Origin of the sequence: Methanobacterium sp., assembly GCA_030017655.1 — an archaeon.
Classification (GTDB): domain Archaea; phylum Methanobacteriota; class Methanobacteria; order Methanobacteriales; family Methanobacteriaceae; genus Methanobacterium_D.
In genome coordinates this window covers 20699-37081 of the sequence record JASEIM010000022.1, presented here as the reverse complement: position 1 = coordinate 37081, position 16383 = coordinate 20699, and the positions used below count along the sequence as shown (strand labels likewise).

At 36.1% G+C, this 16383-nt stretch carries 11 protein-coding genes; 1 reads left to right on the top strand and 10 read right to left on the bottom strand.

Going from position 1 to position 16383, the window contains the following annotated elements; all coding sequences use genetic code 11:
* Positions 1-28: 28 nt before the first annotated feature.
* From QMD61_09425 to QMD61_09395, 7 genes are all read right to left on the bottom strand, one after another.
* Positions 29-1735 carry a DUF128 domain-containing protein gene (locus QMD61_09425; GenBank protein MDI6724849.1) on the bottom strand — a complete coding sequence of 569 codons (1707 nt, stop codon included), beginning with the start codon at positions 1733-1735 and terminating at the stop codon, positions 29-31.
* Positions 1736-2048: 313 nt separating this feature from the next.
* Positions 2049-3377 (bottom strand): type I glutamate--ammonia ligase, encoded by a 1329-nt coding sequence (gene glnA, locus QMD61_09420; GenBank protein ID MDI6724848.1) that lies wholly within the window; start codon positions 3375-3377, stop codon positions 2049-2051.
* Positions 3378-3541: 164 nt separating this feature from the next.
* Complete coding sequence (locus tag QMD61_09415) at positions 3542-4864, bottom strand: glutamine synthetase family protein (GenBank protein MDI6724847.1); 1323 nt, start codon at positions 4862-4864, stop codon at positions 3542-3544.
* Between the two features lie 274 nt (positions 4865-5138).
* Positions 5139-5891 carry a HesA/MoeB/ThiF family protein gene (locus QMD61_09410; protein ID MDI6724846.1) on the bottom strand — a complete coding sequence of 251 codons (753 nt, stop codon included), beginning with the start codon at positions 5889-5891 and terminating at the stop codon, positions 5139-5141.
* Positions 5892-6022: 131 nt separating this feature from the next.
* Entirely contained in the window at positions 6023-7078 is a 1056-nt protein-coding gene (gene cofH / locus QMD61_09405) for a 5-amino-6-(D-ribitylamino)uracil--L-tyrosine 4-hydroxyphenyl transferase CofH (protein ID MDI6724845.1), read from the bottom strand.
* Positions 7079-7254: 176 nt separating this feature from the next.
* Positions 7255-8145 carry an AIM24 family protein gene (locus QMD61_09400; GenBank protein ID MDI6724844.1) on the bottom strand — a complete coding sequence of 297 codons (891 nt, stop codon included), beginning with the start codon at positions 8143-8145 and terminating at the stop codon, positions 7255-7257.
* Between the two features lie 196 nt (positions 8146-8341).
* A complete protein-coding gene (locus QMD61_09395) occupies positions 8342-8812 on the bottom strand; it encodes a DUF308 domain-containing protein (protein MDI6724843.1) in 471 nt (156 codons plus the stop codon).
* Positions 8813-9352: 540 nt separating this feature from the next.
* On the opposite strand from QMD61_09395, the gene QMD61_09390 reads away from it, so the two are divergent.
* Positions 9353-10054 (top strand): hypothetical protein, encoded by a 702-nt coding sequence (locus QMD61_09390; protein ID MDI6724842.1) that lies wholly within the window; start codon positions 9353-9355, stop codon positions 10052-10054.
* A 69-nt stretch (positions 10055-10123) separates the two neighbouring features.
* On the opposite strand, the gene QMD61_09385 is transcribed toward QMD61_09390, so the two are convergent.
* From QMD61_09385 to QMD61_09375, 3 genes are all read right to left on the bottom strand, one after another.
* On the bottom strand, positions 10124-12151 hold the full coding sequence (locus QMD61_09385) for a PAS domain S-box protein (GenBank protein MDI6724841.1): 2028 nt from the start codon (positions 12149-12151) through the stop codon (positions 10124-10126).
* A gap of 411 nt (positions 12152-12562) precedes the next feature.
* Positions 12563-13195, bottom strand: coding sequence for a M23 family metallopeptidase (locus QMD61_09380; GenBank protein MDI6724840.1), 633 nt, complete (start codon positions 13193-13195; stop codon positions 12563-12565).
* 119 nt (positions 13196-13314) lie between these two features.
* Positions 13315-16383: a type I restriction endonuclease subunit R gene (locus QMD61_09375; GenBank protein ID MDI6724839.1), complete on the bottom strand. Its 3069-nt coding sequence runs from the start codon at positions 16381-16383 to the stop codon at positions 13315-13317.

The window sequence follows — 16383 nt, the reverse complement described above, 5'->3', positions numbered from 1 at the left end:
CAAAAATGAGTTAAATATTAAAAAGAGTTTAAAATTCTTCCATTTTGGAGATATCCATCATGGTCTCCACAGCTTTAGCATGAACTTGAATACCTGATTCATTTAAAGCTGCAATAGGGTTTAAACCTCCTGGCGTCACAATACCGGCATGATATCGTTCAACCTTTGCATTATACAGTAATTCACTTGGTTTTCCAATATCCAATATAGAAAATCCTGTTTCTTTTAGCTTTTCGATGATATCAACAGCATCCGGACGTGCAAGATATGGAATTTCCCTTAAACTTGCAAGTATTCTACCACTTCCAGTAATTGCATCTAAAACAGATGTCATGCCCTTTGAAATATAAATCTCGTGAGGATCAAGGCTTGATCCGCTGTATGCAGTTAATTCAGTGAATCTCGGGTTCTTATCCTCTGTTTCCAGGATTCCTCCATATTTTGGGGTGGTTAATATGTTATTTTTAATTAATATCCCGTCAACTGTAAGGCTGCAGACAGTTGCAATCCCTGTTTTATCTTCATATGGATGTGGAATCAATTTAAAGTATTTTGTAGTGCAGTACTCTGGCTTAGAGTCATATATTTTGTTTATTATTTCAACAGCATCATCAATATCCTGATTATTCACATAAGACAGGTTTACAATAACCTTACCTTTGCCGGACTCAATATCATAATCAACATTGTATATCAGATTCCATGCCTTGGAAAGTAAAAATTTAACCTTTTCAGCTGTTTCAGGACCTGTAGTTTTTAAAACAGTTTCTACAGGGGTCATTTTTTCCAGTTCTCTAAATTCCATTATATTCTCTGCTAATTTGATGTTTACAGAACAACCTGCCTCTTTTGCGGCACAAAGTGGAGATATTCCTCCGGTTATAGCAATTCCCGCCATATCATCTACAACAGGAACTCCTAAAACAGATTCTCCGCTTTTTCCAATCTTTAAAAGCCCATATATACCTATTTTTTCAAGTTTCTTAAATAATTCTACTGCACGGTCTCTTGCAGATGCGGGAATTATCCTGAAATTTGCAGGAATCATACCATTCCCTTTTCTTGCCACAGATAAGACAGATGTCATTTCTTTTGCTGTAAAAGCATCAAGAGGAGTCATTGATGTCTTTTTATATGCAATAAGTTCTGTAAACCTCATTGGAACATAATCTTCTACCTTTACGAGACCTCCATACTGTGGAATCACAGGAATTCCTTCATTAAGGAGCATTCCGTCGATTGTGGTTCCGCAAATGGTGTCCAGTCTGACTTCTTTTTCATTAGAGCCCTTATTAGTATTCATATCAGAAATTTTAACATAGGGACTTACTGCAATACCTTTGCTGAAAACTTCTTTGATTATATCAACCACTTTATCATCGTAAATAATGCTGGAGGTGTTTACAATCACGGTTCCTTTAAGGTTATCTGGATTCAGAGAGGTTTGATATATCATGCCCTCAAATTTGGAAAAAGAAAAATCTACCTGATCATAAATAAGGCCTTTATCAAGCTCTTTTAATCCTTTTTCAGTAATTTCTCTTCCAGCATATCCAATACGTTCTGTAAATCCTTTTTCGTCCAGGATACGCATGTGATACCGCACAGCCCTTTCTCCAAGATTGTAACCTTTCCTTTTTAGTTCTTCGGCAATTGTCTTTGCTCCAAGGACTTTATCATGGTCTGCAAGTATCCTCAGGATTTCTATCATTTTACGATCAGTTTCATCAGGCATTTCTTCACCATATTACAATTATTTACTAAATATTCTTTTAACTTATAACCTCAATATCTTGAATTGTATTTATTTTAGATATTAAGCTATTAGAATTGTGTTAAAGTATAATTTTTGCATTCATCACCATAATTAATTATATTTAATAAAATCATACCGGAATATCCAGTCTTATTCCTATTTATCTATTAATATAAAAATAATATTTAAAACTTACAAAAATTCGAAGAATTTTGTAGTTCAGAAAATTTCCAATTTTCTTCAAATTTTTGATTTTAAAAAATTTGAATGAATAAAATAAAAGAAGGGGGAATTAGATGTATAAATATTTGTCTAATTCGTACTGGAATACTTGTATTCTGTAGTCATCCCATTCTTTTCTTTTTATATTCATGAACTGGTTGTATATGTGTTCACCTAAAGTGGATTTAACTACTTCGTCCTTTTCAAGTGCATGATATGCTTCCCATAAACTGGATGGTAGAGTGTTTATACCCATTTCTGCAAGTTCTTCTATGCTTTTTGCAAACACATCAATTTCTGTCGGTTCTCCGGGGTCAATTTTGTTTTTTATACCATCTAAACCTGCTTCTAACATTGCAGCAAAGGCCAAGTATGGGTTACATGATGGGTCAGGCATTCTTAATTCAACACGTGTACCATTTCCACGGGATGCAGGAATTCTAACAAGAGTTGACCTGTTTTTAAGACCATATGCTATGTAAACAGGTGCTTCGTATCCTGGAACAAGCCTTTTGTATGAATTTATGGTAGGAGCGCAAATAGCTGTTAATGCAGGTGAATGTTCTAAAAGACCTCCCATGAAATACATAGCTTCTTCGGAAAGTTGGCTTTCAGTATCTGGATCATAGAAAACGTTTTTACCATCTTTGAATAGGGATTGGTGACAGTGCATTCCGCTTCCATTTTCTCCAAAGAATGGTTTAGGCATGAATGTAACCATGTATCCAAGGTTGTCAACAATAGCTTTGATTGCCTGTTTAAATGTTATAACTGCATCTGCTGTTTTTAAAGCTTTATCAAACTTAAAGTCAATTTCATGTTGACCTGGAGCCACTTCGTGATGGCTTACCTCAATATCGAACTTTAATGATTCAAGTCCTAAAACGAGTTCTCTTCTGACATCTGTTCCCTGATCTACAGGTTCAACATCGAAGTAAGCACCTTGATCGTGAGGAACTACATATCCGTTTTCATCTTCACCAATTATGAAGAATTCAGGCTCAGGGCCGACATTATATTCATATCCTAATTTTTCAGCTTTTTCTAATGCTTTTTTAAGCATGTATCGTGGGTCACCTTCATAAGGCTGACCTTCTGGCCAGTAGACGTCGCAAATAAATCTGCAAGCCCCTTTTTCTTCTGGTCTCCATGGTAGGGAAGAGAAAGTATTGGGGTCTGGTTTTAAGATTAGATCACTTGCATTAATATCTGCAAATCCTTCAATAGATGAACCGTCAAAAAGAAGACCATCTTTGATTATATCTTCAATATCATCTGGTTTAACCAGTGGGATAGCCATGTTTTTTGGCGTTCCGTGTATATCCACAAACTGCAACCTTACAAATTTTGTGCCGCATTTTTCTATATTTTCAATTACCTGTCCTATTTTGTCTGACATTATTTACCTCCGGTGATAATTAGAATAAATTCGTACCGGAAGTATGTTTCCTTTTAGTCGTATATAAATGTTTCGGGAGGTAAAAGAAATTGGAACTGAATGAATAAAAAAAATTAAAATAAAAGATTTAAAATCCTTTAAAAAGTATTAACTGGGGATTTAATTTATAAAATTGGGTAGTATTTTTTTATTTCCCAATCACTTACCTGGCGTCTGTACTCATCGCATTCCATTTTCTTTAATGACATAAACCTTTCAAAGCTGTGAGATCCGAGTGTTTCCTTAACCAATTGGGAATTTTCGGCATATTTAATTGCTTCCTCTAAACTACCTGGTAGGGCTTTAATTCCCTTTTCTAATCTCTCTTTTTCAGTTAAATCATAAAGATTAAGTTCCATAGGCTCAGGTAACTCACATTCTTCCTTTATTCCCTTTAATCCTGCCATTAACATGATTGCAAGTTGAAGATAAGGATTACCAGACGGATCCGGGCATCGTACCTCAACCCTTGTTGAAGTTTCTCTGCCGGGCTGATATGTAGGTACACGGATAAGGGCAGAACGATTGCTGTTTGACCAGGCAATATAGACTGGGGCCTCGTATCCTGGGGTCAATCTCTTATAGGAATTTATCCACGGAGCTAATATCGGGGCCATCTCTGATGAATGTTGTAAAATACCTCCAATGTAGGCTTTAGCGTCACTGGATAAGTGATACTGGTCTTCAGGATCGAAGAAGGCATTTTTTTCTCCATTAAACAGGGATTGATGGGTATGCATACCGGATCCATATTCTCCAAACAATGGTTTGGGCATGAAAGTGGCATAAACTCCATACTGGGTGGCAATCTCTTTAACTGTTACTCTGTAAGTGATCATATTGTCGGCCATTTTCAATGCATCGTCATATCGAATATCTATTTCGTGCTGGGAGGAAGCAGCTTCGTGATGTGAATATTCAACCCTTATTCCCAGCTTTTTTAAGGATAAAACAGTGTCTCTCCTTAAATTAGAGGCAACATCCAATGGGTTTTGATCAAAATATCCTCCTTTATCCAGGGGTTCGGGTTTTTCAGATGATTTAAAATAGAAGAACTCAAGCTCAGGTCCAACGTAGAAATGGTCATATCCCATTTCGTCCATCTTTTTGAGGGCTCTTTTTAAAATGTAACGCGGATCCCCTTCATAGGGGTTACCTTTTTGATATACATCACATATCATACGGGCAACGGGATGTTCTTTAGGTCTCCAGGGGAGTACTGCAAAGGTATCAAGGTCGGGTATGGCAATCATATCAGATTCTTCAATATCCTGAAAACCGGTGATGCTTGAACCATCAAATCCCATTCCCCTGTTTAAAGCATTCTCCAGCTCATCCTCAGTAATGGCAAAACCTTTTAAAAGACCGTTTAAATCTGTAAACCATAATCTGATAAATTCTATGTTGTTTTCTATAACGTATTCCAGTATTTCCTCTTTAGATGGCATTTTTTCAGCTCCCGTGGCTTTAAAAAGTTTTTATGAATTAAATCTTATAAAAAGCCTGTTGAACCATAATATAATAATTTAAGATCATTATATTGCTTAAAGGCTCAATCATTTATATCTGTTTATAGCTATAACTCTTTGAATATTAAAACATTTCCATATAATAAAAGAATTCATTAAAAAAAGTTCAATATAATCTATTAAAACATAATAAAAAGTTCAGTTTATCAGAATAAACATGAATAAAGTTCAAGACATTTCTTCAAGACAAAAATTAAAATCTGACGGTTGAAAATGGTTCCTTACCTAAAAGATCGAATATCAAAACATCTGGCGCCATGACAGGCTCTCCCTGCAGGGTAATGAGTTTAAAAGCTTCAAATGCCTGTAAGCAGCCAACAATATTTGGAATTGGGGCGATAACAGGGGGCACTTCAGCGCCCATAGCATTAACTTCCGATATCACATCTTCAGTTAAATCTTTTCCAAGAGAAGGTAATTTGAACAGTTCCTCATAGGTGGGAGTATCTTCTGTGAAAACACTCATCTGACCCTTTGTTCCATGAATTGCTCCATGAATAAAGGGGATACCTGAATCTCTTGCACTTCTACTTACTATAATTCTTGTTAGGAGATTGTCAAGGGCATCAATAACAATATCGCTGCCTTCAATGATTCTCTCCACATTACTTTCATTTACCTCTTCTTCAATTGCCTCAATATTTGTAAAAGGGTTTATTGACTTTAGAATTTCATATGTGGTATTTACTTTGGATTTTCCAACACTGTAGAAGCTGCTCATGAGCTGTCGGTTAATATTAGATACATTAAATGTGTCTTTATCAATTATTTTGAGGTTTCCAATCCCCATCCTTATGAGCATTTCAGTAGTGGCACCGCCAATTCCGCCACAGCCGATAACAGTGATTTTGGCATCCTTAATTCTTTCTTGTTTTGATTTGGTCACAACTCCCATTTGCCTGCTTACAATTTCCCAGTAAGCCATTCCTTCATATCGTTTTGGCATTTTCAGGCTCTCCCTTAATTTATAGTAATCATGATTGTATAAAATTTTTAGATGTAATTAATTTAACTTTGAAGCTTATAAAAAGCCTTCCTGTATTTTTAACTATTTTCTTTCAGATATATGCTATGGGATTATACATTTAACTTAACACGTTTATAGGTGGTTGTACGTTCTACAGGGATACGTCCTATCGCTTTTATAATTGAAGCTATCTCTCCTCGTGATAAATATTCACCGTGGGATGATCCTGCAGCTATTGATATCTTGTCCTCCATCATGGTGCCTCCAAGGTCATTTGCCCCGCAGCATAATGCCATCTGAGCCATTCTGGTTCCTATTTTTATCCATGAGGCCTGAATATTGGGTATATCTCTGCCCAGGATTATCCTTGCAATTGCATGCATTTTCAGGTCATCAAGACCGCTTGCACCTGCAGATTCATTTCCAGTCTCGTTATTCTCCCCCAGGAAAGTCATGGGAACTAATTCTGTGAATCCTCCGGTTTCACGCTGTATATCGCGAAGAATAAATAGGTGTTCAATACGATCCTCCCATGTCTCTACAGTACCGTACATGATGGTGGATGTGGTGGGAATGCCTGTTTTATGGGCTTCTTTAATTATGTCAACCCATTGGGCAGTGGAAACTTTTTTAGGGCATATTATGGCTCTAACTTCATCAATGAGAATTTCTGCTGATGCACCGGTCATTGTATCCAGTCCTGTATATCTAAAAGCTTTTAATGCTTCTTTTATGGACATATTCGATGATTTTGCCGCATGATAAACTTCTACAGGAGATAAAGCATGAAGTTCAATATCATAATTAGATTTGATGGTGCTTATAAGGTCACAATAGTATTCTACTGTCATATGTGGCATTACTCCACCAAATAAGCAGATTTCGGTAGCTCCTATGTCTTTTGCTTCTTTGATGCTCTGTAATATTTCCTCGGTTGTCATTTCATATCCTATACTGTCTCTAAATGAGCAGAATGCACATCCAATCATGCAGCGATCTGTTATATCTATGTTCCTGTTTGTAACAAAGGTAACTTCATCGCCGACAATCTCTTTACGTAGTCTGTCCGCTAAATCAAAAAGCTGAAATGGATTTGAGTCCAAGAGTTTTAGAGCATCTTCTCTGGTAATTTTTCCGGCAAGGGAGCGTTCATATATGTTTATCATTGAAATCCTCTTTTTTTGTGAATTGAAAAAATCAGTATTTGTTTTTTGGTGATATCCTTAAATATTTTTCTCCATAATGTCTGAAAATTATTTTAGTAAAATTAGTAATTAAATGAAGTTAGATACTATTAAAATAGTTTTTATGGGATTTAAAATCCCATATAATTTATTTTTTTTTATATTTGACCGTAACCGCCAGCGATCTCTTCGAAAGGCTGAACAATTACAAAACCATTTCCTCTAAATGCCATTTGGAATGTTTCACCACTTCCACGGCCGAATAAAGTACCTAAATTAACGTCTGTTTTATAGTCAATGGATAAACCATCAGACCAGGCCACAGTAGCGTTAGGATCTGTGAAAACAGGTCGGTCTGGAGTTACTGCAAGTGTTATTGGGGTGTAGTGAGTTGTTATTGCAATCATCCCATATCCTTCAAGCCTCATATTGAAAAGGCCTCCCTGCATTGCACCTGCACCAGACATCATTTTTATATCCCAATCAATGGTTTCTTCAAATGCAAGGATGTCGTTCCCGTTAACGTATAATCTATTGCCTTCCATATTTAAAATGGTGATTTTCTTTCCGTTATCAGCAAGATATACATGTCCCTGTCCTTTTGCTGACATGAGTTTACTGCTTTCACCGCTTACTTTCTTCATCACGAATTTGCTGATACCACCCTCAAGGGAGCTCTGTTTTTTAAATTTAACATCACCAGTGTATGCTACCATAGCCCCCCATTTGGTCCATACTTTCCCATTTAAGTTGATATCCAGCAGATAGGGATTTTCAAGTTCGAAAACTTCTTCTCCAACCACTTTTTCAGCAGTTTTATCTAAAAATTCCTGTATTGTGTATTTACTGGTAGTATAGGTAGGTTCTTCATAAACATCTTCTGGAATTGGCTCTGTTTTACCGCCGCAGTCAGGGCAAAAATTAGCCTCACCAACTTCTATGTTACAGTCTGGACAGTATTTCTGAGCGGAAACTTCTTCAACTTTCTCCCCACAACTGGGGCAAAATTTAGCATCTCCAATTTCTTCTCCGCAATTTGGACAGTTCATTTTTTTTCACCTTTAAACATAATTTTTGATCTTACTTGCTAATTATTTCTTTAAATTAATAAATCTACCTATATCCTTTAAACATTTCTAATATAACATTTTGAATTCAGTATACTGAGTAATAATAACTAAGTTAAAGCATTTAATAAAAAATTAAATTTTAAATATATTTAAAAAAAGAGTTGCTGAATTGGTTTTAATCTTTCTGGAATAACATCAATATTCCAACAATTAAAAGCCATAAACCAATTAATACCCCTAAAACTAGTGGATTTGCTATAAAGATAGCAACTATTAGATAAATAATACCTAATACTAAATTTAATATGCCTAACCATCTGGTTCCACCGGCTTTATTCACTGTATCAAAAATACCTGCTATTATCAGGAATATACCTGCAATAAATACAAATAAACCAGCTACAAAACTGAACAGAGCAGGGTTGAAAATAAATCCAAGACCGAGAATCAGGGCAAGTATCCCTAAAATCACATCGATAATACCCATAACTGCGTTTTCACCTATGAATGATATCCCGGTTAGTAACAGACCTATACCCAAAAATAGCACTGAAAAACCAGTTAAAATGCTAAGGGGTATAACTCCTAAAAGGGGAAAAGCCAGAACTATCAGACCAAGAATAATAAAAATCAATGCACTTATCATCTTCTGCAATATTACCACCTCAATAATTTTATATTATTGTGGTTCAGAAAATCGTAGATTTTCTTCAACCTCAAAATTTTTAAAAAATTTGTGGTTCAAAAACCTAAGCTATCAAAAATTCGTAGAATTTTTGAAGTTTTGACGGGTTTTTTCAACCTCTCATTTTTAAGTATCCAGCAACTCTTTAATTCTAATATAACTATGTTTGATAATATTAGGTATTATATTTTACTAAAAATTATTAAAGAGCATATACTCTTGTAATTCAGGATAAAAATCTAAAAAGTAAAATAAACTGGAAAACTTTCATAAATCATTGAAATTTATATAAATATTAATTTTTAAATGTATAAATTTGGTTTAAGGGTTTTTAGACATGTAAAAACGTAAACTATAGTTATTTAGATTCTGATTGTATATTAAAATATGAAGATTTTAAATTGAAGTTCTAAAATACAACAAATTATTTATATAATACATCTAAAACCATTAATCAGTAAAATTCTATTAAATTATAGAATACATTATCGGGTGATAACAATGAGTTTTTTAAATCCAGATCAGGAAGATATGAGCCCTCTCCAGAGGAATTTGCTTCGAATATTAAGGATTTTTCTTTTAATTTCTGGTGTTTATATTTTGATTTTCGGCGGTGCAAACGGTGCTGAAAGAATATTCGGTTTATTGATTCTGATAGCGCTTGCAATAATCAATGCACCCGCATTCTTCACAAAAGGTAGGATACGTGCACTACCAGTAGAAATTGAGCTTTTATTACTGGCAATGGTGCTTTTTGAGCTTGTTGGTGGGGATGCGCTCGGATTATATGTTAAACTCCCACATTATGATAATTTCATGCATTTTATGCTGCCATTATATATTGCATTAATTGGTATGATGGTTGTTTATACTATGTACTTCTATGGTAAGCTTAAAGCATCATATGGTGTTATGGCATTTGTTATTATAATTATGACCATTGGTTTTGGGGCTATACTTGAAATGGGAGAATATACTTATGATACGTACTTATCTGATGGTCCTCTGGGGAAGATTACAGGTAACACTCAAATGCAGGGTTCGCCAACACAGGATCCTCTGGATGATACTATGAATGACTTCTTCACAGATACTGCTGGGGGTATAGTCGGAGCAGCGATTGGGATATGGTTAATACGGAGAAATGAAAAGAAAGGCAAGCACTGGAAAGTAGCTGACGAGATTGGGGAATTAATAAATTAAAATCCATCTAAAAAAATTGTTATTTAAAGAAAAAATTCAAAAAAATGTAACTGGAATTAATATGAGGATTTAACTCTGTTTAAATGGTATAGTAAAGTAAAAAGTGGATCCTTTGCCTAGTTTGGATTCAACCCAGATATACCCGCCATGAGCATCAATTATCCTTTTAACAATAGCTAAACCAATTCCTGCCCCTTCATATTTATCAACTGTGTGCAAACGCTTGAAAACTTCGAATATTCTGTCGGCGTATTTTTCTTCCATCCCTATCCCATTATCAGATACTGAAAATATCCATTCTCTCCTCTTTTTATCTATTCTGACTGAAATATGAATTTTAAGCTGTTCATCTGCCTTTCTAAATTTGATTGCATTACCTATAATGTTCTGGAACACTCTAACCATCTGATCAGGTTCTGCAAAAACCTTTGGGAGGTCATCATGGGTAATTATGGCACTGGATTCATCAATAGCGGATCTAAGGTTAGAAACGGCTTTTTCAAGTTTTAAATTCATATCTGTCTTTATAAATTCTTTTCCTTCCCTTTCAACACGTGAATAATCCAGTAATCCTTGAATCATCTCTTTCATTCTAACTGCGGCGTTTATAATGAAATCCAGAAACTCGTCGGCATCACTATCCAGCCGTCCTTTATAACGCCTTTCCAGAAGTTGTGAAAAACTGGCCATAGTTCTAAGCGGCTCCTGCAAATCGTGACTAGTAATATAAGCAAAACTACGTAGCTCTTCGTTGGAACGCTCCAGATCAGCCACCAGATCTTTAAGCTGCATTTCATTTTCTTTCAGGGCTTCATAAGCTTCTTCAAGTTCAATCGTCCGCTCTTGAACCTTTTCTTCAAGTTTATCACGGGCTTCTCTTAATTCTTTTTCCATTTGCTTTCTCTGACTGATATCAATACCTATCCCTACTTGACGGCCGTCTGGAATAGGAACATTTGCCCATGATGATGCTATTTTTGAACCATCTTTGATGGTCATTTTGATGTCTTTCCATCCAGATATGGAATTCATAAATTCAGCAACTTCCTGCCGGTAGTCTGGATCAGGATAAACTGCTTTCATAATGTCCAGTTCTTGAATTTCTTCATTACTCCAGCCAGTTATTTTCTCAAAGGCCTTATTCACCTGAATATTCTCCACTGAAGGTGTATAGATAGTAATCATTACAGGTATTGCATCAATTATGGTTCCTAAAAGTTCACGTTCCATTTGAAGAGCTTTTTGAGCTTTTTCACGTTCTGTAACATCATGAACAATAGAATAAAGGATATTTCTACCACTAAATGTTATGGGGCCGCTGTATGTATCCACATTGTGAATTTCTCCACTGGCTAAACGATGTTTAAATGAAAAATAATTCTTTTTCTTGATTCGTGCTTTTTGTATTTCATTAAAGACTTCTTCCTCTGTTAGCACGTTAATATCTGTAATTTTCATTTTTTTTAATTCTTCTATATCATAGCCGTAAAATGAGCTTGCAGCAGGATTAGCATCAACAATGTCCCCAGTATCTGGATCTATAAACAGCATTGTAGCATGGTTATCCTCAAATAAACTATGGTATCGGTTTTCACTCTCTCTTAATTTTTCAGCTACTTTTTTATGCTCATTGATCTCATTTTCTAAATCTCTGGCACGTTCTTCAACCAGTTTTTCAAGTTCCCTGCTTTGATCTCTTTTAAAGCGCTTTTCATCAAATTTATAGGGCGTTACATTGATTAAACTTAAAATTAAATTTTCAACTTTTCCAGCAGCATCTTTTATGGGTTGTAAATCCCAATCCCAGTAAGTAAGGCCTAAATATGGGTGTTCAAAAGGCCGGGCATAAGCACTATATGATTCGCCAGTCTCCACAACATTCTTAAATATTCTTTCATTTTCGAGATTTGGAAATAATTCAAAATGGTTTTTATTTATGAAATATTCAGAATTTTTCCCGTTAGCCTCTGCATAAGCTTTGTTCACCCTGATAAAATTAAATTCTTTATCCATATAAGCTATCATGAAATGGGTGTTGGAGAATATCTCTTCGGCTATTTTGTCCGGATAATCCATATAAAAAACCTCAAGAATCATAACTTCTGCTAATAATATAATAATTATACTTATTGTGTTTTACTGATAATGCAGATCTTTAACTGCAAAATTGATAAATTTCATATTTCCCAGAAGCGGCACTCTTTAAGCCTCCTTTATGCCTTAAAATTTGATTTTATGCTAATCAACAAATAATTTTTGGCTTTTTTCTATTTATACCTTTATAGGTGCGATTCAAGTGAATCATGAATTCTATATTTTTTATTATATGGATATGTATTCCATTTTGGTTATAAATTTCTATGTATTTCTATATTATGCGATAAGGATATTTTAAAATACATATTCTATTTTAAATATGAGTTTAAATCATTATAACGTGATTATAACAGAAAATTTTTGAAAATACAAATCCTTTGTACAAATAAAATATAGAAGTAGATTATTAAATTATTCAAAACGAATTCTATCCTTATTTTTTGGTATTCCATTATCTATTTTAATCCAGCCACCATTAAGATATAATTCATATTCCCTAAAACAGCAGGGGACACCTTTAGCAAAGAGGGGATCAGGACTATCCATGAGATGAAAATGAAGATGGGGTGCTGTTGAATTACCGGAATGGCCGATATTCCCAACTAAATCTCCAGATTTAATTTCATCGCCCTTTTTTACTTTTACAGAATCCTTTTTCATATGCACAAGAACTGCACAGGCATCATTCCCCTGAATAATAACAAAATTGCCCGCAACATCCTGAATGCTCTGCTTTTTTGGATTAAAAAACCATGCATTCTTAAAAGCGACTGAAATATCGCGGAAGGGCTGAACTGGGTCGCGTTCAGGGTATCCGTCAAGGGCTTCAACCACAGTGCCGGAAATAGGTGCATAAATAGGTTTTCCGTAGCAGTAACAATCACTTAAATGCACTCTGCCTAAAAAATAACTTAAAACGCTTTTTTTGTAGAATTTAAGGGGGTTTTGGTTCCAATTAACCTGTAAAAGATCGAAAGCATAGGTTACTGCAAGAAAATCCGTGCCGTGACTTGGAACTTTAGTGCCAGGGCTGTTTAAGACCATCCATTCCCCTTTTAATGGAGATTCTACTGGTATGGGGTTTATATTTCTCACAGTTCTTCTTATGTTAAAAGTTGATTTTAGTTTTATTCCCTTGAATATATCAAAAAGAATTAATTAAGTTATTTGGCTTCAGCAAGATTCCTGCAAATCAAATTAGCCTGTTCTAAAACAGTTTCAACGGCTTTCTTCTGTTTATCCGGCGGATATCCATATGCTCTTAAAATCCTTTTAACTGCAACCCTGAGCTTGGCCTGAACATTCTCCCTTAAAGTCCAGTCAATGGTTATATTGTTCCTTATAGTTTTAGCAAGCTCTATTGCGATTTCTCTAAGTGTTTCATCGCCTAAAACCTTTACAGCACTATCATTAACTCCTAGAGCATCGTAAAATGCAATTTCATATTCTGTGAGGTTTAATTCTTTCCCCCTGTCTCTTGCTTCCCTCATTTTCTTTGCAAGTTCCATTAACTCCTCAATTACCTTTATAACATCTATGCTTTTATTGTGGTATTTTATAATTGATTTTTCAAGCATTTCAGCAAATGATCTGGCCTCAATTACATTTTTTCTCTTACGGGTTTTAATCTCATCATTTAATAGCTTCTTGAGTAGCTCTACTGCAAGATTTTTATGTTCCATGCCCTTTACTTCAAGCAGGAATTCATCTGAGAGAATTGAAATGTCGGGCTTTTGAATTCCAGCAGCTTCAAAGATATCAATAACTTCATCAGATACAATTGCCCCTGAAACAATTTGCCTGATGGCTGAGTCCAGTTCTTCCCCAGACTTTTCTGTACTTGTGGAGAATTTGGCGAGGTTTGATTTAACGTCTTGGAAAAACCCAACATCATCACGAATTTCAAGGGCCTTTTCATGGGGAACAGCAAGAGAAAATGCCTTTGACAACTCATTAACATATTTCAAGAACCTCTTTTCACCATCATCTTGTGCGAGTATGTGTTCTTCAGCATTTCTGATAATCTGCATCTTATCCAAAACTTTTGCAGTGAAATAATCGCTGTAATCAAAATTAAAGAACATGTTCTGGACTATTTCGTATTTTTCAAGCATCACTGCAACTGCTTCTTCTTGATCAAGGGTTGGTTTTCCTTTTCCTCCGCTTTCGGTGTATTGGGAGAGCGCATTTTTAAGTTCTGCCGCAATTCCAAGGTAATCAACAATAAGTCCCCCGGGTTTATCTTTATAGACGCGGTTAACTCGGGCAATTGTTTGCATTAAGCCGTGTCCCTTCATTGGTTTGTCGATATACATTGTATGCAGGCTTGGAACGTCAAATCCGGTAAGCCACATGTCCCGTACAATTGCAAGTTTAAAGTCAGTATTTGGATCTTTAAATAAATCTCCTAATTCTTTTCTTCTCTGTTTTGTTCTTATGTGCTGCTGCCAATCTACTGGATCGCTTGCACTTCCAGTCATAATGACCTTAAGGAAGCCTTTATCGTCCTCTTCATCTTCCCATTCTGGTTTTAATTTAATTATTTCATTGTAGAGGTCAACACAGATACGGCGGCTCATGCAGACAACCATTCCTTTTCCTTCCATTGCATCCAGCCGGTTTTGGAAGTGTTCCACAATATCCTGGGCCACGCGTTTAATCCTTTTCTCATTCCCGACTATAGCTTCAAATCTGGCCCATTTACTCTTTAATTTCTCCTTCCTTGCTATTTCTTCCCCTTCAGTTACATATTCAAAGTCATGGTCAATTGTAGGCCGTTTATCTTCCTTAAATTCCAGCTTTGCAAGTCTGCTTTCGTAGAATATCCTTACAGTTGCCCCGTCTTCAACCGCCTGTTCTATATCGTAAATATCAATATAATTACCGAACACATTAACTGTATTTTTATCGCCGCGCTCAAGGGGAGTTCCAGTAAAACCAATAAAAGAGGCATTAGGCAGTGCATCGCGCATGTGCCTTGCAAAGCCGTCTATAAAATCATACTGGCTTCTATGGGCTTCATCGGCAATAACGATAATATTTCGCCTATTAGAAAGTTCCGGGTATTTCTTTCCTTTCTTTTCTGGGAAAAACTTCTGGACGGTGGTGAAAACAACTCCGCCGGATGAGACGGCTAAAAGTTCCTGCAGATGTTCCCTTGAATCGGCCTGCACTGGTTCCTGCCTTAATAAATCCTGGCAGCTGCTGAAAGTGCCGAAAAGCTGGTCGTCGAGGTCATTTCTATCGGTTATGACCACGATTGTGGGGTTTTCAAGGGATAAAACAAGTTTTCCGGTGTAAAATGCCATTATAAGACTTTTACCTGACCCCTGGGTGTGCCAGATCACCCCGCACCTTTTATCGCCGTGTGGGCATGATGCTTTAATTGTGGCGTTAATTGCCTTGTTTACAGCGTGGTACTGGTGGTATGCAGCGATTTTTTTGGTGATTTTTTTCTTTTCCTTTTCAAAAACGATGAAATGTCTTATGATGTCAAGCAGAACTTCTTTTTGGAACATCCCGCGGAAGAGAACATCCATCTGGGGCATTACTTTTACTGCTTCTTTTTCGCCCTCGATGGTTTTCCAGGGCATGAAACGTTCCCATTTGGAGGTTATTGTCCCGGCTCTTGCCTCGATTCCGTCACTTATAATGCAAATCTCGTTGAACTGGAATAATGAGGGGATCTGTTCTTTGTAGGTTTCGATCTGGTTGAAGGCTTTTTTGATGGTTGCCTTTTCATCTACGGGGTTTTTAAGTTCCACAACGACAAGGGGCAGGCCATTAACGAATAAAATGATGTCCGGCCTTCTGTTGTTGTTATTTTCAATAACTGTGAACTGGTTAACGGCCAGGAAGTCGTTGTTTTGTGGGTCTTCAAAATCAAAAATGTGTACAATATCGTGGACTGTGCCTTCGTCTTTTCTGTATTCCACGATAACGCCGTTTACAAGCATTTTATGGAATCTTTCATTGTTAACAAGTAGATGGGGGTTTTCTGTTCTTAGAATTTTTTTGACGGCTTCTTCTTTTGCAATTGGCGGAATTTCTGGGTTTAGTTTGTAGATGGCATTTCGCAGTCTTTCAACGAGGACAACGTCTGAGTAGAGTTCTCTTTCGGAGAATTTTCCGTCTGGCGAGATGTCGGGGCCGTATGCGATTTCGTATCCTAATTCATCGAGGATTTCGAGGGCTGCTATTTCAATTGCGTCTTCATCTAAATTTGAACTCAT